The organism is Veronia nyctiphanis, from assembly GCF_004116385.1.
GTDB classification, from domain to species: domain Bacteria; phylum Pseudomonadota; class Gammaproteobacteria; order Enterobacterales; family Vibrionaceae; genus Veronia; species Veronia nyctiphanis.
Window position 1 is genome coordinate 170,640 of sequence record NZ_PEIB01000005.1, and the last position, 22,476, is coordinate 193,115.

Genomic DNA, 22,476 nt, shown 5'->3' on the forward strand with positions numbered 1-22,476 from the left:
ATAAAGGAATACGCAACATGGCAGCCCCTGCAGCATCTAAGGAAACACAGGAAGAGGCAATGAAGATTGCTTCATCAACGAAGAAACCCGGTCAAACTAAAGAGCAAACCCGCTTGATTGCACAAGGCATAGAGAAGGGGATTGCTCTGTATAAGAAACAGCAAAAGGCAAAGGCGAGAGAGCGGGATAAAGAGAAAAAGAAGCAGGCAAGGCTGAAAATATCTGAAAATGAGGCGGTAAAGCATGAAGAGCCAATGACTGATGATATTAACACTGGTAAAGCCTCCTCCCATATCATCCCATGGATATTGCTTGGACTGAGCTGGGTTGGCTTTGGTCTCTATTTCTTTCTCGCCAAATAATAGTGTTTAGCTGATGCTTTGGGTCATAACACGGGATTAATAGCGAGAAAAAAGCGGAAGAGACAGAGTGTGTGAGTCTCACAACAGTTGTCAGGCTCTCTTCCGCAAAGTCGTTAATTTATGTCGACATTTAGTTGCCGTTTGGGAGCCTCACTTTCCCAGTTTCGGACATCCCAAAGCTCTGTCGCTACCGCTATTCCGCCTGGGCTAATGCAGATAATTTGCGATGTGAGACCGTCATATCCTGCTATCTCTCCGCTCACCATGAAATGTTCAGCCGAGAAGCGTTGCAGGTTTCCCTTTCCAGGCAAAAGGTCTGGTGGTGATGTTCCACCCCAGCTGGTGTGATAACAGCCGCCGTCTGGCGAGTGGTTATCGATAAAAATAGATCCTTGATAGCCAAATACCTCCGCATTCCAGTCGTCTTTAACCACATTGCTCGTATCAAGCTTAGATTCCCAGCGTATAACCGGAGCTGCAGGATATTTGTGGTAAACAACAAAAGATTCACCTTGGTTGTCGCAGTTAAGACGAAGCATTTTCGGTTGTGTTGATAACCCGTCTGGCAGTGTCACTTGAAGGTGGATGTCTTCATCATTGAAGATTCTCTCCTCCTGAAAAGTAGCATCAGGAATTGGGTTCCAGGTATTTTGGTTCAACATTTCAGGAGAATGGCACTTTGTGTCTGGGGCACTTTCTTTGAAGAAAATGGCAGCCCCTAGAATCTGGCTGTCACGGGTTGAAGTCACCACTTTTTCAATTGGACCCTGCAAATAGGTGGTTTCAAGTCCTGCGTCGCCTGTATCCCAAAGTGATGTCGCCGCTAAAACATTCCCTGCTGCGAACATCAGTGTTGCAGCGCTTAATTTATACATAGAGTTCTCTCCTTGACTCTGTCATTTTCTGGTTTCCACGTTGCTTTGCTTTCTCGAAATCGGCATTCATGATTTCAATTAGGTTTTCTCTTAACCATCTGTGGCCGTTGTCTCCATCCGTGAGCGTGGACCACATCAGGTAATAACTGATGGGGGAGATGTTGTTCGGCAGTTCTGAAATGCTGAAGGGGTAGTTTTTGCTCATCTCCCCGGCAATATGTAGTGGAACTACTAAGAGGTAATGGCTCTGTTTGATTAGCTCGAAGGCCGCCGTGTAGTAAGGAACAGATATCTTGTGAGTGTGTGTATTTTTGTTATCAGTGAAAAACTCTTCAAGAATGCTGGGGTTATTTTTTCGGTTTGAAATAATGACTTTGGGGTAGCTGTTGTAGAGCTCGGCGGTGAGTTCTTTGCCTTTGAGAGGGTGCCTGTCTGACATGACACAGACGGGGTAATCTTCACCAAACTTTTTGTAGACGGTTTGATTGTCAGACGTAGGCTTTGATATGAAAGCTGCTGCTGCGACATCGAGTGTTGCATTCTGTAGGATGTTCTTGTCTTTTTCTGACCAATCTAAAATGGTGTAACGGATATTCGGCGCGGTCTTTTCCAGTTGAAAGAATACCTTAGGTAGAACGTAGTTGCTGAAATAGTCTGAGGAGGCGATGACAAAAGTTCGGTTGCTTGTTTCAGCGTCAAAGAAGTCATGATCGAAGAGGTTCTCTAATTGCTCCATCGCAACGGAAAGCTTTTTCTTGGTTGAAGCCGCGAACGGTGTCAATCTCAACGAGTTTCCATCACGAAGCAATAAGGGGTCGCCCGTCATTTCTCTAAGATTGTGTAACGCTTTACTCATCGCAGGCTGAGAAACGAATGCTCGCTTGGCCGCCCTGCTGACGCTTTTTTCCTCCAGTAGCAATCGGAGGTAAACCAGATGGTTGACGTTTATTTTCCGTTTCATGCTATTCCTCTCCCTTTCATCGGTATGAGCGTCCTTGTGCGAAGGGCTATTAACTTTTAGGTATATAAATCGCTACTGATACTCCCATCAATTGCCGTTTTAATTAGTAGGAATACACGTCTCAAATCAGTCAGTAAGTCCCACTATTTCTTTCATCTTTTGACTGCTAACTTGTGACTATTTCGAGGTTTATTCGCAGCGAGACATAATGTCTCGTTACTTTTTATAAGTTTTTTCATAAGCATTTTGTAATGAAATAAAGTGATGTGTTTACATAGCCTTTGGTTATGATGACGATGCTTCTTATGTATGGCTTGCGGTGTTTTCTGACCACTTCTTCTGCTCTTTCTCTTCTTTATGTGCTTCATTTTTGTGTGTTGAAAAAGAGAAACTCCTATCACTCGTCGCCGAGTAACTGGCTTGCACTGATGCGGCCACTACACTTTTCCATAAAAAAGAGCAAAGACTTTATTCGTATTACCTGAGCACATGGCTCTGTGCCGTGGACATCGCTGTAAGGGAAAATAAATGAACAACCTGAGTGGGAAACATGTGCTGGTGACGGGTGCTGGCAGTGGGATTGGGCGACAAACGGCCATTGTTTTTGCTAAAGAAGGTGCAAATTTGTGGCTGGTGGACATCGATGATGTGGGTAACCATAAAACAGCCAACTTAATCGAAGCAGAGGGAGGTACGGCGCATGTATTTACCTGTGATGTTAGCGATGCTGACGCCATGGCTGCATTATCAGAGCACATCCATCAGCATATCCCTCACCTTGATGTGCTGGTGAATAATGCTGGGATTGGTGCTGCAGGCAGGTTTGTCGATACGTCACTGCAAAGTTGGAAAAAAGTGCTTGATATCAATCTCATGGGCGTCGTGCACGGGTGTCATTTCTTTCTGCCCAATATGGTGAAGGCAGCCAAAAGCGATGCTAAGGCAGCAGGTCATGTCATCAATATTTCTTCTTTGGCTGGTTTTTTTGCGCCGCCCGATTTACCGATTTACAGCACCAGTAAGTTTGCCGTTTTCGGGTTAAGTGAGTCTCTACGGGCAGATGTCGCCAAATACGGCATTGGTGTCAGTACCATCTGTCCCGGTATTATCGATACTCCCATCGTTAGAAAGACCCTGCTTGAGGGAGAGATGGCAGAGCAGGAAGGTATGCACGATAAGCTAGCTTCTTTTTACAAAAAGAGAAACTTTACGCCACATCAAGTCGCAACGAAAATTGTCAAAGCCGTGAAGAGAAATCGGGGCGTATGCCCTGTTTCCCCTGAGAGTTGGTTTATGTATTACGTTAAACGCTTTTTTCCCGGCATCGTCAGTAAAGTGTCACAGATGGTCAAGCCCTTACCATGACGGCATGCTTTAGCGCGAAACTCCTCAACTCACTCAAAGTAGTCGCAGATATAGTCAATGAATAGCCGTGTTCTGCGTGGTAAATGATGACTCTGTGGGTATACCGCATAGGCATTCATTGCTGGAAGTTCGAAGTCACTCATGATCGGGACCAGCAGACCATAATCAATGCTCTGCGCGAGAATAAACTTGGGAAGATAGGTGATACCAATACCTGAAATTGCCATCACTTTTAGTGCTTCACCATTGTTTGCAATGCAACGTGATTCGATAGGAACGGTGATTTTTTTTCCATCCCTGTCGAACATTTCAATCCCCGACAGTGAGCTGCGAGAGTACTTGAGTAAACGATGATGTTTAAGATCATCAGGCGTATGGGGCGTACCGTATTTCTTCAGGTACTCAGGGCTGGCGCAGATAACATGGTTAATTTGGGTAATTTTACGGGCGTGAAGCGTTGAATCGGAGAGGTGGGCAATACGTATGGCCAGATCGAAGCCTTCTTCGACAATATCGACACTTCGGTCCGCAAAGTCGATATTCAGCTTCAGCTCCTCATGGTCATTCATAAACTGTTCAAGGGCAGGAAGTAGGTGACTAATCCCGAAAGAAAGCGGTACAGCGATTTTTAGCACACCTTTTAAACGGGTTTGTTCTGATACGACTAATCCATCGAGCTCGTCGACTTCCTCCAACAGTTGTCTGCACCTCTCGAAGTAGATATGTCCGGCTTCCGTTAAGCTGGATTTTCGAGTAGTGCGGTTAATGAGTGTCACGCCCAGTTGTTCTTCGAGCTCGAAAAGACGTTTGCTCACTGCAGATTTTGCTAGTCCCAAGTGCTCGGATGCCCGGCTGATATTTCCGGATTCGACAATGGCGGCAAAGATACGCATGTTTTCGAGTTGTCCCACTCCTTTCCCCTCCGATTATCATACTGATATCATTTATTGTTCTCATTTTGCGAACAATCTTTCCTTATTCTTGTGGTTTTTCTCCGCGAAATCAAATTCTATCCTTCAATTAAGCATTCTTCTTTCCGCTGAGAAGACTAATGCTGTGAGCAAGACGTATACGACTGAGATGCGATATACAGGAGATAAAAAATGGGACTGCTTGTAGATGGTGTGTGGCATACCGACTGGTATGACACTGAGTCGACGAATGGAAAGTTTGAACGAAAAGCATCAAGCTTCAGAAACTGGGTAACACCAGATGGTGCTGCTGGTCCTTCAGGTAACGGTGGTTTTAAAGCAGAACCAAACCGTTATCATCTATACGTGTCTCTTGCTTGTCCCTGGGCACACAGGACAATTATTTACCGAAAACTTAAAGGCCTAGAGAGCATGATATCCATGTCCGTGGTGAATGCCTTTATGGGTGATGACGGGTGGCACTTTTCTGCGGGTGATGGCGTCGTGCCAGACAGCTCAATGGTGTTTCTTTCATGCGGGAGATATACATCCTTGCTAAGCCTGATTACACGGGGCGTGTAACTGTTCCTGTGTTGTGGGATAAGAAGACAGGAACTATCGTGAGCAATGAGTCTGCGGAGATTATTCGTATGTTCAATTCAGCTTTCGACGGTGTTGGGGCTAATTCTCATGATTACCTTCCCGTGTCACTCATCGCCGAGACGGACAAACTGAATGAGTTTGTCTATGACAACATCAACAACGGTGTATATCGAGCTGGCTTCGCTACTTCTCAGGAGGCATATACTGTGGCGGTGAACGAGGTGTTTGCAGCACTAGATACCTTAGAGTCTCGTCTTAGCCAATCACGTTTTCTGCTTGGTTCTAGCCCGACCGAAGCTGACTGGCGGTTGTTTACTACCCTTGTTCGTTTTGACGCTGTCTATGTGGGACATTTTAAGTGCAACCTAAAACGTATTGTGGATTATCCAAACTTGTGGGGATACCTGCGGGATTTATATCAACAACCGGGCGTTGCAGGGACGGTCAACATTGATTATATCAAGGCACATTATTACCAGAGCCATGAAACAATCAATCCACCCCGTGTTGTGCCCGCTGGACCACTACTTGACTTTACATCACAGCATGGGCGAGACGTAATGTTTGACGGTGTCGCACAAGGCCAAGCACTGGCGAGTTGAGGTCAGGACAAGCCCACTCCACAGAAACAGCACTTTACTGACGGCAAGCGCAACCCAAACTGCTTTGCCGTCGCACAATCCTTCCGCCTGTTTCATATCAACCAGCTAGACTCATAGCAATAATTAGAATCTATCACCAGCAATGTGAAGGTATCGTATGAGCAAGCCAATTGTCGCGGACAATAAGTCCGTTCGTGTCGACCTTGTACAGGGGAATGACTATTATTTTTGCGCCTGTGGTCGGTCGAAAAGTCAACCTTTCTGTGATGGCTCACACACAGGCACCTCCTTGTCACCGCTTCACTTTAAGGCGGAAAGAACAGGCCCTGCATTTCTCTGCCAATGTAAGGCAACAGGACGAGCGCCATTTTGCGATGGTTCGCACTCCCGCTATACAGAGGATCAAATAGGTGGAGAAATCTAGCAAGAGATAATAACGCGCCATCAAGGATTGCCTGAGTTGTAAGACGATTTAGCAGATAAGTGATCAAATGCATTGATTCTGCTAACCGTTCGCAGGACTCTCTTCGTATCAATATATTTCGGCGGGAGATATTGATATGAAACAAACCTATTTGCTTTGCCTGCTGTTGATGGCTCTGGCACCTGCGAGCCAGGCATACCCTGAATACTCCAACAACTGGGCAGGTAGTATGGCGCATCGTAGCGTCCTTTTCTTTGCCCCTTCACATGATAACTTTGTTGAGCGTTTTTTGTACGAAACCCGTTTTCATACCTGTGAGCTCAACGATCGGCAAGTGTTAACGCTGGTCGTCACTGAGGATGGAAAAACCTTTCCTGCTGAAAATGGGCTCTCCTTCAACTTCGACGCACTTGCGAAATACTACTCGATACCCAAAGGAACACATACTGCAATATTGATTGGCAAGGATGGCGGGGAGAAGCATCGTTGGGGCGCTGAAACTGACTGGAAGTATATTTCAGATTTGATTGATACCATGCCAATGAGGCAGCGAGAGGTGGCTGGGCGAATAAGCCCTTGTCAGGTATAACTCATTTCGTTAAATTTTGAAATCACAGAAGCGGCTGTGTGGGCCGCTTCTGCGGTCAGAGCTTTACATTATCCGTTTTGTGAAAGCCATTGTTTGAATGCTTCAGGCGGCATGGCCCCTGCTTGTTGAGCGATAACCTGACCATTTTTGATGATCATCAGTGTGGGAATTGAACGGATCCCGTAGCGAGCCGCTATTGTTTGCTGCGCTTCTGTATCAAGTTTGCCAAAACGAAACTGCGGCTCAAGCTCCTTTGCGGTTGCTGAGAAGACAGGTGAAAAAGCTTGGCACGGTCCACACCAATTAGCCCAAAAGTCAACGACCAAAGGCAGTTCTGCCTTTGATGCGTGGTGGTCAAAATTGGCGGTGTTTAGGGTAACTGGCTCACCATTAAACAGTGACGACTTGCATTTGCCGCATTTCGGATCCTGCTTCAGTCTCTCGTTGGGTACGCGGTTGAGACCCGCACATTCTGGACAGGCAATAATCATAAATAAATCTCCTCTTTGCCAGAATATATGGGGGCGTCTTTTTAAAAATAAACTACTGCGTTACGCCATTAACTGGTGAATTTACCTCGTTAAAGTAGTGAGTAAGTTGGTCGACACTAAGCGCTTTTGAAAAGTAAAATCCCTGCACAAGATCAACGCCACATGACTGTACAAAATTCAGTTCCTCTTCCGTTTCAACTCCCTCTGCAACGACAACAAAACCCAGACTTTTCAATGTGCTGACCATAGAGCAATATAATTTGCTCCCTTTATTGTCTCTGGCTTGCCGAAGGAAATTGTGGTCGAGTTTTATAATGTCAGCTTCGAGAGAGGAGAGCATAGATAAGCAAGAGTAACCCGTGCCAAAGTCATCGATAGCGACCTCAAATCCGGCTTCACGAAGTTTTCTTGACGAACGGTTCACTAAATCAATGTTGTGAGCATAGACGGTTTCTGTTACCTCAAAAACCAACGGGTAACCACTGAGCCTCTCGATAATGAACTCAATCAGATTGGAATCACTGATTGAGTCCATATTCAGATTTAAACTTATCTTGATGGGGTAGTTATAAAAAATAGGGGCGGTATGTAAGTCTTTTTCGACGGCTTCGACGACCCATTTATCGATATATTGAGCGATTTTCGCTTTCTCAAAATGTTCAATAAATGTTGGGAGATAAAGGACTTTTTCTGTCTCCAGACGGAGCAGAGATTCTGCCCCCACCATGCTTAGAGACTTAGCATCAAATTGTGGCTGGTAATACATTTTCAAATCGCCAGCCAGTATCTCTCTCAGGCTCCGGTTGAGGCGCTCATGTTGCTCGACGACTTCATCATGCATATCTGCCATGCTGACTTCTTTCTTTTCAGGAATGGAGTGGCTGAATCGCATTTTCTGCAACAAAGTGTCAAGGAGACTGTCATTGCTGTTTTGTGAGTACCGATGAACAAAAGGCATATAAATCAAAATATCGATGAGTAGAGTGATGATCTGCAATACCAGCGCTTTTGGATCGCCGCCTGTTAACAGGTACCCATCAACAAAAGAGGGTGTCACCCATTCAATGGCATCTCTAACGGAGACTATATTGAGAAATTCTATAAATACCTGTGCAAAGAGTTGGTTGAAAAGCGGTACGAGCAGAAATGGAATGGCCAAGATTGGGTTGAAAATAATGGGTAGGCCGTACACCAGTAGCTCGTTGACATTAATGACGGCGAATGGGATGGAAATTTTAGCCAGTGTTCTTGCTATTTTCATGTTCGAAAACAAGAGAATAGCGAAAATGAGTGCCCATGTGCTTCCTGACCCGCCGTAGATGACAAATACATCAAAAAATGTGTTGAAAGGTATGTTTGAAACATAGATGTCGGAAACAAAGGAGTAATCAAAAAAGGTGTAAAACGCTGATGCGCCATGTATTCCCAGTAACCAAGTGATGTGAATAATTAAAGTATGAAAATAGGCTTGAACACCTGTAGGGAGGTTCGCAATAAACTGAACAAAGAAATCAGTGCTGGATAAACCAATAAGATAATAAAGTGCAATGAGTAATAGAAAAATCAATGAGTGAGGAATAAGGCCATTAACAGCACTTTCAACAATAGGGTTAACGACATTACTTTTAATTAGCCGATACTTTAGATGTTTCTGAATTAAATAGCAGCCCACGCACACTACGACAGGAATAAATATGGCATCGTCGAGAACAAAAGCGTCTGAAATTGTTAAGATTTCACCACTATGAGTTATAAAACCTGAAAAAAGGAAGAACATAGTGACAGAGATAGATGTCACCATAAATCTTTCTTCAGAAAAATGGAAAGAAAGATGGTATGCCAGAGTACATGTTAAAAGAATTGGGAAAATTAGAAGGATTGCGGTATCGATAGATCGGATTGCATCATAAGGGACCAGGTTAAGTTTATTGTTTAAAACAATAAAAATAATCCAAGCTGACCTGAAAAAAAGATAAGGTATCATCGATACCATGGCGGCCCTAAAAGAGGTGAAAATGTTATTCAACGCAGAACGAAAGTCAGCCAAAATGTCAGCTCCCTAATGCCTTATACCTTGAAAGATATATGGTGAACTTTTGAAAGAATCCCGATTTAAGGCCCATAGTGAACATCAATAGTCACTAATTTTTTTATCGGCTAAAGTACGATGCGATGTCTTGGTTGTGAAACAAAAGATTTCTTTATCATTTTTATGACGCAATATGCGAGACAGAATTACAATGCCCGTTATAGCTATTTGAAATCAAGAAGGAGGAAAGAAAATTTCGCTTTTTTATTGCAGTTTTAAGAATTACGTTGGTGTCAAGAAAGAGCTTCATGCAGACAGTCAAAAATAGGTATTAGTTTGCCTTATATTTAGTACGTCACAATTTCTAAGATAGAAAAGCGCTTTTAGTGAAAAGCGCCGATTGTTTATGCGAGGTGGTGTCGCTTATTGTTGTAAAGAGTGGGTGTCGAGAAAAGCGTCGACGTCTTGTTTTTCGGGGATTGAGGTTTGTGCACCCTCCCGGGTAACCGAGATAGCTGCTGCGGCATGAGCAATAATGACCGCGGAGTCTACCGAAGAGCCTTTAATCAATTCCGTCACAAATGCGCCATTAAAGGTATCTCCTGCCGCTGTGGTATCAAGTGGACGGACCCGAAAACCATCAATTATCCTACCGTTTTTACCTTGCTCGCTCAGCCATGCGCCTTTGTTTCCGAGAGTAATCATGACAGTATTTACGCCTTTCTGGTGTAAAACATCACTGGCTTTTTGAGCGCTATTTTCACATTCAACCCTTATCCCGGTAAGCACTTCTGCCTCGGTTTCGTTCGGGGTAATGATATCGATTAGCGACAACATACTGTCATCGAGTTCAATGGCTGGCGCAGGGTTAAGGACGACTGTCGTCTGGCTCTTTTGTGCGGTTTCTGCTGCTAACTTAACCGTTTCCATCGGTGTTTCCAGTTGCATTAGCAGTACTTTTGCCCCCTCTATCATCGATAGGCGGGGAGCAAGGGCATCATTGGTGAGTGCGGCGTTGGCTTCGGGTGACAGGCAAATACAGTTTTCGCCAGAATCAACAACGTGGATCATCGCAATGCCTGTCGGGCAGTTGGCGACTGTCATTACCCCGTCAGTATTGATGCCAAGCTCTGAGTACGCCTTTTTCATGCTATGCCCAAAATCATCATCGCCAACGCAAGCAATAAACGCAACGTCTGCCCCCATTCTCGCTGCCGCAACAGCCTGATTCGCGCCTTTTCCTCCGGGAATAACACGATAGCCAGATCCTGTCAGCGTTTCTCCCGGTCTTGGAAAAGAGGGTATTTTGAGGACATGATCTGCATTGACGCTACCAAGTACAACGAGTTCGTTCATTCGGTGCTCCGTCTGGATAATTTTCCTCACTGTAACGTTTTCAGTGGTTTAACGTCACCTTTTGCTCGACTAAATTGTTTTGAACAAGGCATTAAAACGCTTGGCTGCTGCATCGGCATCGCCACCTTTACTGATGATATCTCGACTTAAGATATAGGTTTCATCCAATAGAGTGCGGAACTTGTTTTTTAGTTGCTGGCTTTGTTGTCGGCTAAGCCATTGTTGCACCTGATATTTGGAAATCATGGTGTCGAGAAAAGCCATGTCCCGGAGCAACAGGCTTTCACGACTTTCGTTGATAACGTTAACTTTCGGGGGAGCGATGTGGCCCTTATTTATCAGGCCTTGTAACCACTTCTGATAGTCGGCAGTGGAGGCGGGTGAACGAGAGATAAACAGGCCATTGTTAGTGTCCATCATCAAGCTTCGCACATCGGCATTAGCTGATCCGATAAACATATCATCACCTAATATCATGACTTTGCTGTGCAACGATAAATGGCTCGATGCATCTACTGTAAACTGGTGTTCTAGATACCGTAAACGAATTCCATTCTTGTTGGTTTGCGCCTGTTGATACTCTCCCAGTGCTTTTAATTGATGGTTGGCGAAAAGATTCACTAAATTAAGGTCTGTCGTTTCCATTGAATTCGTTATCATGATGAGCTCGACATCCGGGCAAGGCACCCGGCCATCCATGGTTTCGGCGATTTTCTTTAGGAGGTTGGCAGGGAGCATCACGTAAGCATTGTGTATGACAATGTTACGGCTTCGCCTTTCACCGCATCATCGCAGACTTTGTCTATCGCAGTGAGCCAGAGTTGGTGGATATGCTTTCCAGACTCTGATTCTTTCCCATGCTTTGCTCCGAACTGCCGCGAGTCTTTATTGGTAGGCGAGAAGGGAATGTTTTCGAGATAATAGAGGCGCGCTTTTTCCGACAGAGATATCTTTTGTTGAACAGGCCGGAGGTGGGCCTGTTTGTATTGCTCGTATCTTGCGAGCATCTCAGCGCGCCGATTATCAAGGTCTGCTGCAAGCATATCGGATGACACTGTCAGTTTTTGCTCAAAAATATCCCGAATACAGCTGTCGGTGTCGCAAACAGATTCTGCCTGTTGATACGCAATGAGCGCTTGAGTATCTGTCTGTTGCCTCACCTCATCGAGCGATGCCACCATGGGGGTAAAATGCCACAGTGTGTCGAAGCGCTGTTTCATCCCGGCACTCTTGTTGCTGAGAGTAACCATCACATCGGTGTCGATAAAGGTATATTTGCCCGATGAGGAGTACGGTTGGGTGTGATAGGCATCTTCAAGGTTTCGTCCACCGAGTTGAAAGGCCTCGCTATCGACGAGAAGTAACTTGTGATGGAGAAAATCTGTCATATGGCGCCAAGGTAAACTGTCCTTGCCGCTGCGTTTTCTGCTAACGGGCAAGAAATCTGATAGCGCGGAGAAATAAGGCTCCAATTGGTCGCCGTATAACAGTGAGAGCGACGACAGTTGAATTTGATTAACGAGTTTGTTGAGACCGCCACTGAATTTTGCTTCGAAATAGATACGACCAATACGTTTGATTTGCTCAGGGCTAGCACCTCCCCCTTGCTGAACATTGAGGCGAGACAGCTCTTCAAGCGCGTTATCAATCGACGACATTAGTGCCATTTGCATCAAAGGCGCAGAACGTCCGTATAGCCCTGCGAGTAAAAGCCTTGAACCGTAGGTACTGGCCTTGTCGGCTTTTGATTGAATCAGTGTTTCAATGGTATTTAGCTTTTCTTCACTGCAAGAAAGGCGTTGTGTTTTTGTTCCTGGCCCTGCCTCGCCGCAGCCAAGTGTCATGTATATCGCATCGAGAATAATTTGTTGGTCTGGCGCATTGAATAAGTGAAAGGTCAGGCTACCTGCATGTTGTTCAGTTATTGATTCGAGTCTTGAAAGGCGGGCAAAGTGTCGATAGTTGACGAAGTAATCCAGCAAAATGCGAACTTTTACTCCCCGTTTTGTTGCCTTTAAAAGCGCGTCAGTAATGACAGCGGTGCTCGGATCGTCGGCGAAAATGTAATACGCCATATCGATAGTGTTTTGCGCGCGATTGATGAGAGCGAGTTTAGACTGCAACGCGGCATCATTCCCCTGAACTATCTGTCCGCTTGATATTGCTAAAGGGATGGCATGTTCATCGAGTATTTGCTGAAACTCTTTTTCTGGTGTCTTAATGGCAGCACAGCCATATAACCCCATCGTCAGAGCAATGGTTATTAATTGTAATGATTGTTTCAGCATCTTTGCGTTACTCCTGCTTTTCTGACTGTCAGCTTAACAGGCGAAGAACAGGTTTAATCGACCACAAATGTGCTTTATTTCTGCTTTCTCATTCTTAAGGAATCAACTTAATAACAAAAGAGTGACTTGATTAATGTTCAGAGTGTTCTTCGTATAGATACATATAGTTAGTATTATTGCATATGTGCGAAATTTTCATTTTCATATCGCCTTAGTCTTCGCCAGAAAACATGTGAAAATATTTTCTGTTTTACTTAATGTCCTAAATTATTGTTAACTAAATCCTAAATTAGATATTTTTGTTTAAATTATCCATTCTAATTCTCATTTAAAAGACATGAGCGTTTTCACATTAATGCATATTTTTTATTGAATGAATAAAAAATATAAAAGACCAGTTAATGACTGGTCGATTTGGCTAGGCACTTCATTGTTCAGCGTTAGAGAAAGGGAATATGAGTGTCAAAAATGTTCAAACGGTTTCTTCCAGCATTCATTCCACATCGAATAGTGGCGAGTATCGATGTGAACGGAGTGTTTACCAAAAACCGACAGGCTACTGTTTTAGTTATTGGCAGTACTCTGACCACCTTCCAGGTGGAACGGTTGCCTACCCCCCTCCAGAAACTAGGTGTTCGCCTTATGATTCATGGTGGACACATGCCTGTCGTTGGTGCAGCAACGTCGTAACGAATGTTTGGGGAACAGGCGGTCCAAATACAGAGGGTGGAGGTAACGTTGAAAATGTGGGTATTACCGCTGAAGACATTGAGGCAGAAAATCCAGATTACTATGAAAGCCTGATCGGCCCGGGATACCATCAGTACACTTATATTTCAGATGCGGTATGCAAAATTGGCGAGCAGGCTGCACGAAAGAAGCCGTCATTGATGCGCTGAACAAACAAGGTGTTCATCCAAATCAAACTCGTCCATTTATACCAGGGCAGCCTTATCAGGCTGATGTTGATATACCGGGGCCATGGGGCAAAGATACGATTTCAACAACCGCAATTTATGATGAAAATGGTAATCAGGTCGGTATAAAGAATGATACTTTGCCAGACCATATTCTTCACCCCGGACACATTGAACGGAAAGTCATGCGAATCGGTGATTCTTTTCACATTGTGAGTGTAGGAAAAGGTGAAGGTCCATTGGCAGGTATGAATGTTCTTCTCGAGGACTTTATCTGGGGGCCTGTAAATGATGCGGTTATCAATCAATTTAAGTAGTTGGATTTATGTGAATTAATCCTGTTAGGGAGGAACCGCTTTGATTGAATCATTGTTTGTGGTCAGTGGCTATCTGGTGTCTGCGATCAGTTTGCCTGCCAGTATTGTGTTCATCGCGTTTCTGCCCCTTTATGCTTTTGCTGGCTTTGTTGCATCGAAGCCGCTCGTTACGCGCTCAAGCCTTATTGCGGTTGGCATTACAGCACTTTGTCTGTCTTTTATGATGAGCTCTGTGTTTGTTGCGACGGCTATGGCGCTGGGTGCATGGGGCTGAAACAGCAAATCACTAGCGTTCTTTAACTCCCAGCGCTTCAGAGATAATGACCTACGAGGTTCCCTTGACGACAAAGTCTGCAATTGACGAATAAAGCTTCTCACAGGCTTTTGGTGTGAGGTCTTCCATGTTCATAAACGCGTGGATCATGTCCTCAAAGTGAACATGTGCACATTGAACATGCGCGTGCTTAAGTTTCTCAACGAACGCAAAGCCCTCGTCGCGAAGCGGACAAAACTCTGCTGTCAGTAATAGCGTTGACGGATAATTTGAATCTATTGGCAGCCACAATGGAGAGGCGTGTTCTCTGTTTTCTTGGTGCTTAAAGTAGTGGTCGAAATACCAAGTCACGGTTTCTCTGGTTAAAAGGTAACCATGACCGTTTTCCTCTAATGATGGCTGGCTCATTGTATAGTCTAGGCTCGGATAAATCAGAACCTGCCTGTTAATCGAGAAAGCCTTTTGCTCGGTAGCGATCTGAGTAATGGTTGCAGCCATGGCACCACCACCGGAATCACCCGCAATGGTGAGGTGCCGTGTTGTTTTTATGGTGTGTTTTTCCAACAAACCCCATAAATGTTCTGCGGTACAGTATGCATCAGTAAGGCCAGCGGGGTAGGGGTGTTCAGGCGCTAAACGGTAATCAACAGAAACGACAATATGTTGGGTTTTGTCGGCAATTTTTCGGCAAATAGGGTCGTAGACTCTATATTTCCTGCCATGTGGCCGCCACCATGCAAGTACAACATAACAGGCATGGGATGGTCAGCCGCGGGGCGGTAGATCCTGACAGGAATACTATTTGCTGGGGTTGTAGTTTGGCCATGTATCGAATAGGTTTGCTGCACGGACAGCGTATCATCAATAATCTGGGAAACCTCTGGCTTGGTTGTGACGAAGGTTGCAGTCAGTGTCGCCAAACCATTGCGGGCTGTCAGCGGTGTTCTTTCATATCCTGCTTTTATAAGCTCTTCAAGTTGGCTGTTAAATTGTGAAAGCCATTGAGCGAGCTCAGGAGCAACCTGTCGCATCTCACTACCCCATCAACTTAGATTCAAAAAGTGGAAGTTATGATACTGAATCAAGTGTGTTGTAGTTACCCCTCAGCTCGCATAACCCAAAACCAAACCCCTAGTGTCGTTGAATGAATCAGTTTCTTGCTGTTCGGGGTTTAGGCAGCAAACTAATGCTGTGCTCGCTGTGTAAGGAAGGTAATTAATTCAACAAGGTTTCTAAGAGATTGCTTTCACTACAAATCGGGCTTGCTATAGTTAGACAAGTATGTGCTTTTCTCTCATCAATCACCTTCCTTCTCTGGAGAGCTGCCAGTTAAATGAAAACAGTATTTATCGATCTCGATGATGTTCTTGCCGATTACTCTGGTGCGTTTGAGCAAGCTTTAAAGAAAGACCCTCTCCAAGTTTACCCCCAGTCTCAATATGGCTTTTTTGCTCACTTGCCACCGTTAGACGGTGCTGTTGAGGCGATGGAAGCATTAATGGCCTCCAAGCGATACAAACCCTATATTCTCACTGCGCCCTCGGTCTACAATCCGATGTGCTACACCGAAAAGCGTGTCTGGGTAGAGAATGTGCTCGGTTTTGATTTTGTTAGGCGCCTTATCATCAGTAAAGACAAAAGTGTGATGAAGGGCGATATACTGATCGACGATAATACGTCTGGTTGCGGGCAGGAATGCTTTGAGGGTGAACTGCTTAACTTTGGCAGTGAGCAATACCCTGATTGGGTATCCATACGGAGTTATCTGGATGTGTAAACGTATTCATTTCACGTTCAGAGTCCCTCCGTATATATGTGGTACGCTAAGTTACATGCTTCGCATTGCCCAAAGCTCATCAGTCGCCGTGTCATAAGAAATCTCAGGCGGCGTAGCCAAGCGATAATTCATATTAGAACTGCATATTCCTGTTTTGATGTCAAAGCGATGAGCGTACCACGGGCATGTAACGTGACCGTCGATGATGTCGCTTTCGTTTAATGGTGACAATGTGTGTGGACACGTCGCAGAGTATGCAATCCACTTGTCTTGATAGAATCGAAGACAAAATTTCTTGCCTTCAAAAACAAAGGTTGTGTTGTTCTCGATTTTTAGGACGCATGCTAAACCAAGTTTGATTTTTCCTGTTTTGCTCTTTAGTGGTGCTTGGGCTTTTTTTATTATGAAATCAATAGCGTTTTGTCGTTCTGACATCATCGGGATATTTTCTTCGTACAGGCGTCTGTAAGTGCTGAGATAGTATTCGCTGTAATAGTTGTATAAAAAGCGCGGTAATTTAGGTACGTAGAAGTCAACAATCACTTTTATTTGATTTTCGCCTTCGGGAATTGCGAACGAGCGAATTTCGGTGCCTTTCCCCAAGCCAGAGAGTGTTTTAGTGACCCAGCAATTTCGCTCTCTGTCCAGCTCAAGCCTGATTTTCATCTTTGTCAGGAACGATTTTGGCTTCATATATAATTCGGCTTCCCATCCCCATGGACCAGACTCCAGAATGGTAATTTCTTCGAAAATTGAGCGGTGTATAAAAGGAAGGTATTTCCCATCTACAGCATTCTCGAACATACGGTCGGTATTGATTGGGAGATGCTGTACCAGACTACATACTAAATGGGGCGAGTTAGCGATAGTCAAACGGCAGCGACGATATCTATCAAGAAGAAAATTTCCAACCTGTTGAGTGATGCTCGGCGATTGACTTAATACAGATAAATGGCTCATGAGGTATCGCTCCTTGAGACAAGGGTATTAACTACAAAGTAAATCTTATTAGTTGTATCTTGCATCGCAGGCAGGATAGCGGCGTGTGTCGAATATTAGAAAATGAAAAAGTTAGGAGATGTCTTACTTGAGTGACCATGTTTCTTCGAAGTGTGTCACTCAAAATATGCAACCAGTTGTTATTTTGGGACTTAAGAAATAGTCAGAGAGTCGTCAATTTTCGTTTTTGGGCGTGAAGGCAAATTTCATGTCAGCATCAGTGAAAGTGCGTCTGGGTGAGAGATGGTGTGCTTTGACGGTGGGTTATGTAATGTTGGCCATGATCAAACTCTCTGATTGGGTGTTGATAAGGCGTTATCTGATCGTAAAATAATGCTCAGATAATGCCTTATGAAGACTTTCCTTATACTCGCCCTGTGGTCCAAAGTTCATCCGTCGCAGGGTCATGATAAATATCAGGCGGCGTGGTTAAGCAATAATTGGCATTTGAGCTGCACTGTCCTGTGTTTATATCAAAACGATAATTGTGCCACGGGCAGACAATGTGGCCGTCAGCGATCTCGCTTTCGTTTAATGGCCCCAACATATGTGGGCAGGTTGCTGAGTAAGCAATCCACTTGTCTTGATAAAATCGCAAGCAATACTTTTTGCCATCAAAAACAAACATCGTGCTTTTCTCGCTTTGCAGCACAGATGCCAAACCGAGATTTATCCCTTCGGTATACTCAGTGCGAGGCCTTCTGGCACCTTGCTTGTTGAAATCAAGCGCCAGCTGTCGTTCAGACATCATTGAGAAGTCCTCTTCATAGAGCCGCTGATAGGTGCTCAGGTAATACTCGCTGTACTTCTTGTGCAAGAAGCCGGGTAATTTTGGCACGTAAAAGTCGATGACGACTTTTATCTGATTTTCGCCTTTGGGGATCGCGTGAGTGCGTATCTCTGTGCCTTTGCCCAGTCCAGAAAGGGTTTTTGTCACCCAGCAGTTGCGCTCTCGGTCCAGTTCAAGCCTGATTCTCATCTTAGTCATGAAGGATTTTGGCCTCATATACAGCTCTGCTTCCCAGCCCCATCGACCTGATTCAAGAATATTAATTTCTGCAAACGTCGAACTGTGTAAGAAAGGTAGGTGCTCGCCATCTATCGCGTTCTCGAACATACGTTCAATGCGAATAGGTAAATGTTGTACGAGACTGCAAATCAGAGGGGACGTGTTAGCCGAACTCAGACGATAACGTCGATACTTATCGACGAGAAAGTTTCCGAGTAATTGATATAGGTTCGGCGAGTGGTTTAAGACAGATGACTGGCTCATTCGGTATCGCTCCTTGAGACAAAAACATTTTCTGTAGCGTCAGCCGGTACCTACTTAATCTGGTTTGCGAAGAGAGACGTTGGTGTGTTGAATATTAGAAAAAGCGATCATTTAGGAATATTTGACTAAAGTGGCTACCAATACATAGCAAGGTGACCACTCAATGATATGCAATCAGTAAATATTATCGGGCTTTGGAAACAGTCATCAGGCCGTCACTTTTCTTTTTCTTGGGCGTACTGGCAAATTTCATAAGCACCAGTGAAAGCGCGACCATGCCTATTCCCAGCCACTGGAGAGTACCTAAAGACTCACCAACCAGACTGACACCCAGAATGACTGCAGCGACAGGGTTTAACATACTAACCATTGACATTACATTTGGCCCCAAAGCCTTGATTGACTTCGCAAATGCCCAATATGCAAACGCACTGTTTACCACACAGATCCAAAGAATTCCCGGAAGGTGCGTCGTATTGACCATCTTTGGTGCACCAGCAAAAAACAGTGCAATTGGAATGAGCATAAAACCACCCAGCGTAAGTTGCCATGCAGTCAGGCGGAAAATATCACTGACAGGCCATTTCTTAAGAAGCAGTGATGCTCTTGCCACCATTGCGGTTGCCACTAGCGCAGCCATTGCACCGTAAGGGTCAATATCTGCTGAAGGGTTGAGGATCAACACAATACCTGCAAGCCCTACTAATGCCAGTAATAACAATTTAGGATCAGGGCGCTTACCTTCAAACAGCCACTGAATGAACATCAGCTGCAAGGGAAGCGTCGCCCCAAGTGTCCCCGCAACCGAGCCAGGAAGGCGGTATGCAGCGATAAACAGTAAGGGGAAAAACAGGGCAATGTTTAGTGTGCTCAGCTGGAACATCTTGGTCCAGCTTAAAGGTGGTTTGCCCGGCTTAAGTAAAAGCAATAACAGCCCGGCTGGCAGCGCACGCCAGACAGCAACCCAGAATGGAGACAGGTCACTGAGAAAGAGGTTCACCACAGAGTAAGTGCTGCCCCAAAGGATGGGAACTGAACACGCAAGTAAGATGCGGAACATCATTCACCTATAATTTCTTATAAAAGTATCTTTTTGGTGAAGTAAATATATTGGAGTTTTGTCTTTGGCTCAAGTATCTTTTCAAAAAGATATAAGGAGGAGTAAATGAAACACGATCACGTCGATTTGGTTTTGTCGCAATGGAAAGCAATAAGACCAGACATCGATTGCTCGCCAATTGAGGTGTTGGGACGCATGAGCCGTGCGACCAGCATGATGAGCCAAGACGTTTACGCGCTGTTTAAAGAATACGAATTGAGCAGTATTGAGTTTGATATTTTGGCGTCGCTACGAAGAGCCGGTAAGCCAGTGACGCCGACAGAGCTATACCAAGCTCTGATGCTGTCGTCAGGTGCCATTAGCACAAGGTGGAAGGTTAGTAAAACGTGAGCTTGTGGAAAGGCAAGCCAGTGAGATAGACAGGCGGAGTTGTCGGGTCTCGCTCACTGAAAAGGTATATCGCTTATCGATGAAGTGTTTTCACGGCATATAGACAATGAGGCAAGAATCCTCTCCCCGTTGAGTACCGAAGAACAGCAGCAACTTGCTCACCTTTTAAAAAAATGGTTATTAGCTAACGAATAACGAACAGGTGTCACATTAATAGCGCTGGGGCTTGTCACTTTATTAACAATGCTCCCCGCTAATGATTCCCAAACTCCATCCTATTGTCTCCGTGACGGTCAAAAACCTGTCCGACATCACATTTTTATGATTTTCTTATTCAGTGATATTCATCACCTAAATCTCTTACGACGGTGAGCGGTTTTCTACAGTGCTATTGACGCTTCTAATGATATAAAAAATGTGTTTATGCTAATGAAATCGTTCTCTTCGATTTAAATCGCTTTTTTGTAGAATATTTATGCGATGTGTTCATTGAATTGTGCTGAAAGATACGACTTTTTAATGTGTTGGCGGCTATTTCTATAGATGTGATCTTTATTCATTTTACAACTCGATTGTTTATTCACCTTGTAAACCAAAAGTAAATAAAGCCTTTATTTTGTGTTTTCCCTGTGTAGTATTTCGACGCATATCTTGTTTGTGGTGATATTCACTGAAAGTAAGGTAAGTATAAAACACAAAATTTTGGAGTGTGACGAATGGACAAACCACTATCTAGCAGAATATTTCTCGGCTTATTTGCCGGATTATTGCTCGGAACGGCAATTCAATACATTTTCAACGGCATTTCCCTCTTTGATCACTACCTCCTGGGCTTCGCTGAAAATGTCGGCACCATGTTCGTTTCGCTGATTAAGTTGCTGGTTGTGCCTCTGGTGTATATCTCAATTGTTTGCGGCATTGTGGAGCTTAAAGATATTCGCTCTTTTGGTCGTTTAGGAGGCAAAACATTCGGTCTCTATCTGCTCAATACCATCGTCGCAATTATTGCTGCACTGACGGTTGCTTACATTGTTCAGCCGGGAGCAGGCGTCGACTTAGCATCTAAAGTCGCGGGTGCTGTTGCGATAACAGCGACAGAAACGCCAGATATCGCCTCGTTGGTAGTCAATATTGTACCTAGCAACCCTGTGAAAGCATTTGCAGAAGGTGACATGCTGCAAATCATCTTTATGGCTATTCTGACAGGTATCGCAATCCAAGCTTTGGACTCTCGAGGTGGGCCAGCGGTACGTACCTTCAAAGTCGCTAATGATGTGATGATGAAGTTGATTGGTTTGGTCATGAGCCTTGCCCCTTACGGCGTATTTGCCTTAATGATTCAACTGGGTGCTACACTGGATGCAAACACATTGATGAGTGTCGCGAGCTATGTTGCGCTGGTGGTAGTTATGCTGGCGTTCTGGATCTTTGTTTTCTATCCAATGATGGTTCAACTGACGACCGGGATTTCTGCCAGAGAGTTTTCGCGCAAGACCCGCGAGCAAGTGCTGTTCTCTCTGTCTACCGCAAGTTCAAACGCGACCATTCCAGTCACCATGCGCACACTGACGGACAAAATTGGTGTGTCTAAGTCTGTGGCAGGTTTTGGTGTGCCGCTTGGCGCGACAATGAACATGTCTGGTGTATCTATTTACATTGCGATCGCGACAGTCTTCTGTGCTAACGCGTTTGGTCAGCCTTTTGAGTTATCAGACATGCTGACGCTGGGTTTTACTGTGCTGTTACTTTCTATTGGTGCAGGCGGTGTTCCTGGTGGCGGTATCGTGATGGTTGGCGTGTTGTTGCACCAACTGGGAATTCCTCCTGAAGGACTTGCGATTGTTGCTGCCGTTGACCGTATCAACGATATGTTCTGCACATCATCAAATGTGGTTGGTGATACTGCGGTGAACACGATTGTTGCGAAATCTGAAGGCGAGATTCAGCCGATAGAAGAAGATAAGAAAGTTTCTGTGGTGGAAGCGACGCAATAATGCGTGGTGTGAACACCGAATGACAAAGCGGAGCCTCGGCTCCGCTTTTTTCATGAATTACGTTCGGGAACTGAAAATATTCATTAATTTTGTATGGTAACTGAGCGAACAACAAAGAAAATCACATCAAACGGTTAAATGTTGTTCGAACAGTATTTGTAGGGGTTTACAAGATCCCGAGCTTCCCATATCATTCGCCGCACCTACGGAGAGATGGCTGAGTGGTTGAAAGCACCGGTCTTGAAAACCGGCATACGTTAATAGCGTATCTAGGGTTCAAATCCCTATCTCTCCGCCACATTATGTTGTCACGCTGAATAGAGCGAGATAGCGAAGAATAAAGTGTGCCGACTTAGCTCAGTTGGTAGAGCAACTGACTTGTAATCAGTAGGTCACCAGTTCGATTCCGGTAGTCGGCACCATTTATTCGCCTCGATAGCTCAGTTGGTAGAGCAGGGGATTGAAAATCCCCGTGTCGGTGGTTCGATTCCGCCTCGAGGCACCATATTTCCGTAATCGATTCTTCGGTTACAAGGAAATGGTGCCAGTTCAGAGCAACATTTCCAAAGTTTGTGTGCCGGCTTAGCTCAGTTGGTAGAGCAACTGACTTGTAATCAGT

24 protein-coding genes, 3 tRNA genes and 2 pseudogenes are annotated in these 22,476 nt (G+C 44.8%); 15 read left to right on the forward strand and 14 right to left on the reverse strand.

The genetic code is table 11. The features are described from left to right. The first annotated feature begins 17 nt into the window (after positions 1-17). A complete protein-coding gene (locus tag CS022_RS06735; protein ID WP_129121645.1) occupies positions 18-362 on the forward strand; it encodes a DUF2956 domain-containing protein in 345 nt (114 codons plus the stop codon). A 113-nt stretch (positions 363-475) separates the two neighbouring features. Here CS022_RS06735 and CS022_RS06740 read toward each other — a convergent pair whose 3' ends face one another. From CS022_RS06740 to CS022_RS27210, 3 genes are all read right to left on the reverse strand, one after another. Then, positions 476-1,237, reverse strand: a complete 762-nt coding sequence (locus tag CS022_RS06740) for a hypothetical protein (protein ID WP_129121646.1) — start codon at positions 1,235-1,237, stop codon at positions 476-478. Next, the gene (locus tag CS022_RS06745; protein ID WP_129121647.1) at positions 1,230-2,198 is read right to left on the reverse strand and encodes a LysR family transcriptional regulator; all 969 of its coding nucleotides are present in this window, start codon (positions 2,196-2,198) and stop codon (positions 1,230-1,232) included. Before CS022_RS06745 ends, CS022_RS06740 begins: the two co-directional genes overlap by 8 nt. Positions 2,199-2,501: 303 nt before the next feature. Beyond that, the gene (locus CS022_RS27210; protein WP_268967875.1) at positions 2,502-2,636 is read right to left on the reverse strand and encodes a hypothetical protein; all 135 of its coding nucleotides are present in this window, start codon (positions 2,634-2,636) and stop codon (positions 2,502-2,504) included. Positions 2,637-2,726: 90 nt separating this feature from the next. On the opposite strand from CS022_RS27210, the gene CS022_RS06750 reads away from it, so the two are divergent. Beyond that, positions 2,727-3,563 (forward strand): SDR family NAD(P)-dependent oxidoreductase, encoded by an 837-nt coding sequence (locus CS022_RS06750; protein ID WP_129121648.1) that lies wholly within the window; start codon positions 2,727-2,729, stop codon positions 3,561-3,563. Between the two features lie 29 nt (positions 3,564-3,592). Here CS022_RS06750 and CS022_RS06755 read toward each other — a convergent pair whose 3' ends face one another. Then, the gene (locus CS022_RS06755; protein ID WP_129121649.1) at positions 3,593-4,474 is read right to left on the reverse strand and encodes a LysR family transcriptional regulator; all 882 of its coding nucleotides are present in this window, start codon (positions 4,472-4,474) and stop codon (positions 3,593-3,595) included. Between the two features lie 192 nt (positions 4,475-4,666). Between CS022_RS06755 and CS022_RS06760 the strand changes: the two are divergent. The 3 genes and pseudogenes from CS022_RS06760 (at position 4,667) to CS022_RS06770 (ending at position 6,692) form a co-directional block, all read left to right on the forward strand. Continuing rightward, positions 4,667-5,679: pseudogene (locus tag CS022_RS06760) on the forward strand (glutathione S-transferase family protein). A 157-nt stretch (positions 5,680-5,836) separates the two neighbouring features. After that, the gene (locus CS022_RS06765) at positions 5,837-6,103 is read left to right on the forward strand and encodes a CDGSH iron-sulfur domain-containing protein (RefSeq protein ID WP_129121650.1); all 267 of its coding nucleotides are present in this window, start codon (positions 5,837-5,839) and stop codon (positions 6,101-6,103) included. 136 nt (positions 6,104-6,239) lie between these two features. Beyond that, a complete protein-coding gene (locus tag CS022_RS06770) occupies positions 6,240-6,692 on the forward strand; it encodes a DUF4174 domain-containing protein (RefSeq protein ID WP_129121651.1) in 453 nt (150 codons plus the stop codon). 68 nt (positions 6,693-6,760) lie between these two features. On the opposite strand, the gene trxC is transcribed toward CS022_RS06770, so the two are convergent. The 5 genes from trxC to CS022_RS06795 form a co-directional block, all read right to left on the reverse strand. Then, entirely contained in the window at positions 6,761-7,183 is a 423-nt protein-coding gene (gene trxC / locus CS022_RS06775; protein ID WP_129121652.1) for a thioredoxin TrxC, read from the reverse strand. Between the two features lie 52 nt (positions 7,184-7,235). Further along, entirely contained in the window at positions 7,236-9,176 is a 1,941-nt protein-coding gene (locus CS022_RS06780; protein ID WP_328590324.1) for an EAL domain-containing protein, read from the reverse strand. A 459-nt stretch (positions 9,177-9,635) separates the two neighbouring features. After that, on the reverse strand, positions 9,636-10,568 hold the full coding sequence (rbsK, locus tag CS022_RS06785) for a ribokinase (RefSeq protein WP_129121654.1): 933 nt from the start codon (positions 10,566-10,568) through the stop codon (positions 9,636-9,638). A gap of 69 nt (positions 10,569-10,637) precedes the next feature. After that, positions 10,638-11,306 (reverse strand): phospholipase D-like domain-containing protein, encoded by a 669-nt coding sequence (locus CS022_RS06790; RefSeq protein WP_129121655.1) that lies wholly within the window; start codon positions 11,304-11,306, stop codon positions 10,638-10,640. Further along, positions 11,306-12,856 (reverse strand): phospholipase D-like domain-containing protein, encoded by a 1,551-nt coding sequence (locus CS022_RS06795; protein WP_129121656.1) that lies wholly within the window; start codon positions 12,854-12,856, stop codon positions 11,306-11,308. Before CS022_RS06795 ends, CS022_RS06790 begins: the two co-directional genes overlap by 1 nt. 455 nt (positions 12,857-13,311) lie before the next feature. Here CS022_RS06795 and CS022_RS06800 point away from each other — a divergent pair, with 455 nt between their 5' ends. The 3 genes from CS022_RS06800 to CS022_RS06810 are packed head-to-tail and all read left to right on the forward strand — an operon-like array spanning position 13,312 to position 14,364. Continuing rightward, positions 13,312-13,755, forward strand: coding sequence for a hypothetical protein (locus tag CS022_RS06800; RefSeq protein ID WP_129121657.1), 444 nt, complete (start codon positions 13,312-13,314; stop codon positions 13,753-13,755). After that, a complete protein-coding gene (locus CS022_RS06805; RefSeq protein WP_129121658.1) occupies positions 13,704-14,090 on the forward strand; it encodes a hypothetical protein in 387 nt (128 codons plus the stop codon). The genes CS022_RS06800 and CS022_RS06805 overlap by 52 nt, the downstream gene beginning before the upstream one ends. Positions 14,091-14,130: 40 nt before the next feature. Further along, a complete protein-coding gene (locus CS022_RS06810) occupies positions 14,131-14,364 on the forward strand; it encodes a hypothetical protein (protein WP_129121659.1) in 234 nt (77 codons plus the stop codon). 51 nt (positions 14,365-14,415) lie between these two features. Here the strand turns inward: CS022_RS06810 and CS022_RS26060 are convergent, their stop codons facing one another. After that, entirely contained in the window at positions 14,416-15,057 is a 642-nt protein-coding gene (locus CS022_RS26060) for an alpha/beta hydrolase (RefSeq protein ID WP_328590325.1), read from the reverse strand. Then, positions 14,997-15,395: a hypothetical protein gene (locus CS022_RS26065; protein WP_235869303.1), complete on the reverse strand. Its 399-nt coding sequence runs from the start codon at positions 15,393-15,395 to the stop codon at positions 14,997-14,999. The genes CS022_RS26060 and CS022_RS26065 overlap by 61 nt, the downstream gene beginning before the upstream one ends. 302 nt (positions 15,396-15,697) lie before the next feature. Here CS022_RS26065 and CS022_RS06820 point away from each other — a divergent pair, with 302 nt between their 5' ends. Further along, positions 15,698-16,141 carry a 5' nucleotidase, NT5C type gene (locus CS022_RS06820; RefSeq protein WP_129121660.1) on the forward strand — a complete coding sequence of 148 codons (444 nt, stop codon included), beginning with the start codon at positions 15,698-15,700 and terminating at the stop codon, positions 16,139-16,141. A gap of 51 nt (positions 16,142-16,192) precedes the next feature. Here CS022_RS06820 and CS022_RS06825 read toward each other — a convergent pair whose 3' ends face one another. Further along, complete coding sequence (locus CS022_RS06825) at positions 16,193-17,101, reverse strand: Rieske (2Fe-2S) protein (protein WP_129121661.1); 909 nt, start codon at positions 17,099-17,101, stop codon at positions 16,193-16,195. 247 nt (positions 17,102-17,348) lie between these two features. On the opposite strand from CS022_RS06825, the gene CS022_RS27215 reads away from it, so the two are divergent. Beyond that, the gene (locus tag CS022_RS27215) at positions 17,349-17,474 is read left to right on the forward strand and encodes a hypothetical protein (RefSeq protein WP_268967876.1); all 126 of its coding nucleotides are present in this window, start codon (positions 17,349-17,351) and stop codon (positions 17,472-17,474) included. Positions 17,475-17,504: 30 nt separating this feature from the next. On the opposite strand, the gene CS022_RS06830 is transcribed toward CS022_RS27215, so the two are convergent. Continuing rightward, entirely contained in the window at positions 17,505-18,413 is a 909-nt protein-coding gene (locus CS022_RS06830) for a Rieske (2Fe-2S) protein (RefSeq protein ID WP_129121662.1), read from the reverse strand. Positions 18,414-18,597: 184 nt separating this feature from the next. Continuing rightward, positions 18,598-19,476 carry a DMT family transporter gene (locus tag CS022_RS06835; RefSeq protein WP_235869304.1) on the reverse strand — a complete coding sequence of 293 codons (879 nt, stop codon included), beginning with the start codon at positions 19,474-19,476 and terminating at the stop codon, positions 18,598-18,600. A gap of 102 nt (positions 19,477-19,578) precedes the next feature. Between CS022_RS06835 and CS022_RS06840 the strand changes: the two are divergent. The 5 genes and pseudogenes from CS022_RS06840 (at position 19,579) to CS022_RS06860 (ending at position 22,362) form a co-directional block, all read left to right on the forward strand. Continuing rightward, positions 19,579-20,058, forward strand: a pseudogene (locus CS022_RS06840) (MarR family winged helix-turn-helix transcriptional regulator). A gap of 521 nt (positions 20,059-20,579) precedes the next feature. After that, positions 20,580-21,857: a dicarboxylate/amino acid:cation symporter gene (locus CS022_RS06845; RefSeq protein WP_129121664.1), complete on the forward strand. Its 1,278-nt coding sequence runs from the start codon at positions 20,580-20,582 to the stop codon at positions 21,855-21,857. A gap of 207 nt (positions 21,858-22,064) precedes the next feature. Next, positions 22,065-22,155, forward strand: a tRNA-Ser gene (locus tag CS022_RS06850). 48 nt (positions 22,156-22,203) lie between these two features. Beyond that, positions 22,204-22,279 (forward strand) — tRNA-Thr (locus CS022_RS06855). A 7-nt stretch (positions 22,280-22,286) separates the two neighbouring features. Next, positions 22,287-22,362: transfer RNA gene (locus tag CS022_RS06860), tRNA-Phe, on the forward strand. Positions 22,363-22,476: the final 114 nt, after the last annotated feature.

Bases quoted from the DNA above. Each gene is read 5' to 3' on its own strand.
- CS022_RS06735 (WP_129121645.1), top strand. From the start codon at position 18: ATGGCAGCCCCTGCAGCATCTAAGGAAACACAGGAAGAGGCAATGAAG.
- CS022_RS06740 (WP_129121646.1), bottom strand. From the start codon at position 1,237: ATGTATAAATTAAGCGCTGCAACACTGATGTTCGCAGCAGGGAATGTT.
- CS022_RS06745 (WP_129121647.1), bottom strand. From the start codon at position 2,198: ATGAAACGGAAAATAAACGTCAACCATCTGGTTTACCTCCGATTGCTA.
- CS022_RS06750 (WP_129121648.1), top strand. From the start codon at position 2,727: ATGAACAACCTGAGTGGGAAACATGTGCTGGTGACGGGTGCTGGCAGT.
- CS022_RS06765 (WP_129121650.1), top strand. From the start codon at position 5,837: ATGAGCAAGCCAATTGTCGCGGACAATAAGTCCGTTCGTGTCGACCTT.
- CS022_RS06770 (WP_129121651.1), top strand. From the start codon at position 6,240: ATGAAACAAACCTATTTGCTTTGCCTGCTGTTGATGGCTCTGGCACCT.
- trxC (WP_129121652.1), bottom strand. From the start codon at position 7,183: ATGATTATTGCCTGTCCAGAATGTGCGGGTCTCAACCGCGTACCCAAC.
- CS022_RS06780 (WP_328590324.1), bottom strand. From the start codon at position 9,176: ATGGTATCGATGATACCTTATCTTTTTTTCAGGTCAGCTTGGATTATT.
- rbsK (WP_129121654.1), bottom strand. From the start codon at position 10,568: ATGAACGAACTCGTTGTACTTGGTAGCGTCAATGCAGATCATGTCCTC.
- CS022_RS06790 (WP_129121655.1), bottom strand. From the start codon at position 11,306: ATGCTCCCTGCCAACCTCCTAAAGAAAATCGCCGAAACCATGGATGGC.
- CS022_RS06795 (WP_129121656.1), bottom strand. From the start codon at position 12,856: ATGCTGAAACAATCATTACAATTAATAACCATTGCTCTGACGATGGGG.
- CS022_RS06800 (WP_129121657.1), top strand. From the start codon at position 13,312: ATGAGTGTCAAAAATGTTCAAACGGTTTCTTCCAGCATTCATTCCACA.
- CS022_RS06805 (WP_129121658.1), top strand. From the start codon at position 13,704: ATGCAAAATTGGCGAGCAGGCTGCACGAAAGAAGCCGTCATTGATGCG.
- CS022_RS26065 (WP_235869303.1), bottom strand. From the start codon at position 15,395: ATGCGACAGGTTGCTCCTGAGCTCGCTCAATGGCTTTCACAATTTAAC.
- CS022_RS06820 (WP_129121660.1), top strand. From the start codon at position 15,698: ATGAAAACAGTATTTATCGATCTCGATGATGTTCTTGCCGATTACTCT.
- CS022_RS06825 (WP_129121661.1), bottom strand. From the start codon at position 17,101: ATGAGCCATTTATCTGTATTAAGTCAATCGCCGAGCATCACTCAACAG.
- CS022_RS27215 (WP_268967876.1), top strand. From the start codon at position 17,349: ATGTCAGCATCAGTGAAAGTGCGTCTGGGTGAGAGATGGTGTGCTTTG.
- CS022_RS06830 (WP_129121662.1), bottom strand. From the start codon at position 18,413: ATGAGCCAGTCATCTGTCTTAAACCACTCGCCGAACCTATATCAATTA.
- CS022_RS06835 (WP_235869304.1), bottom strand. From the start codon at position 19,476: ATGATGTTCCGCATCTTACTTGCGTGTTCAGTTCCCATCCTTTGGGGC.
- CS022_RS06845 (WP_129121664.1), top strand. From the start codon at position 20,580: ATGGACAAACCACTATCTAGCAGAATATTTCTCGGCTTATTTGCCGGA.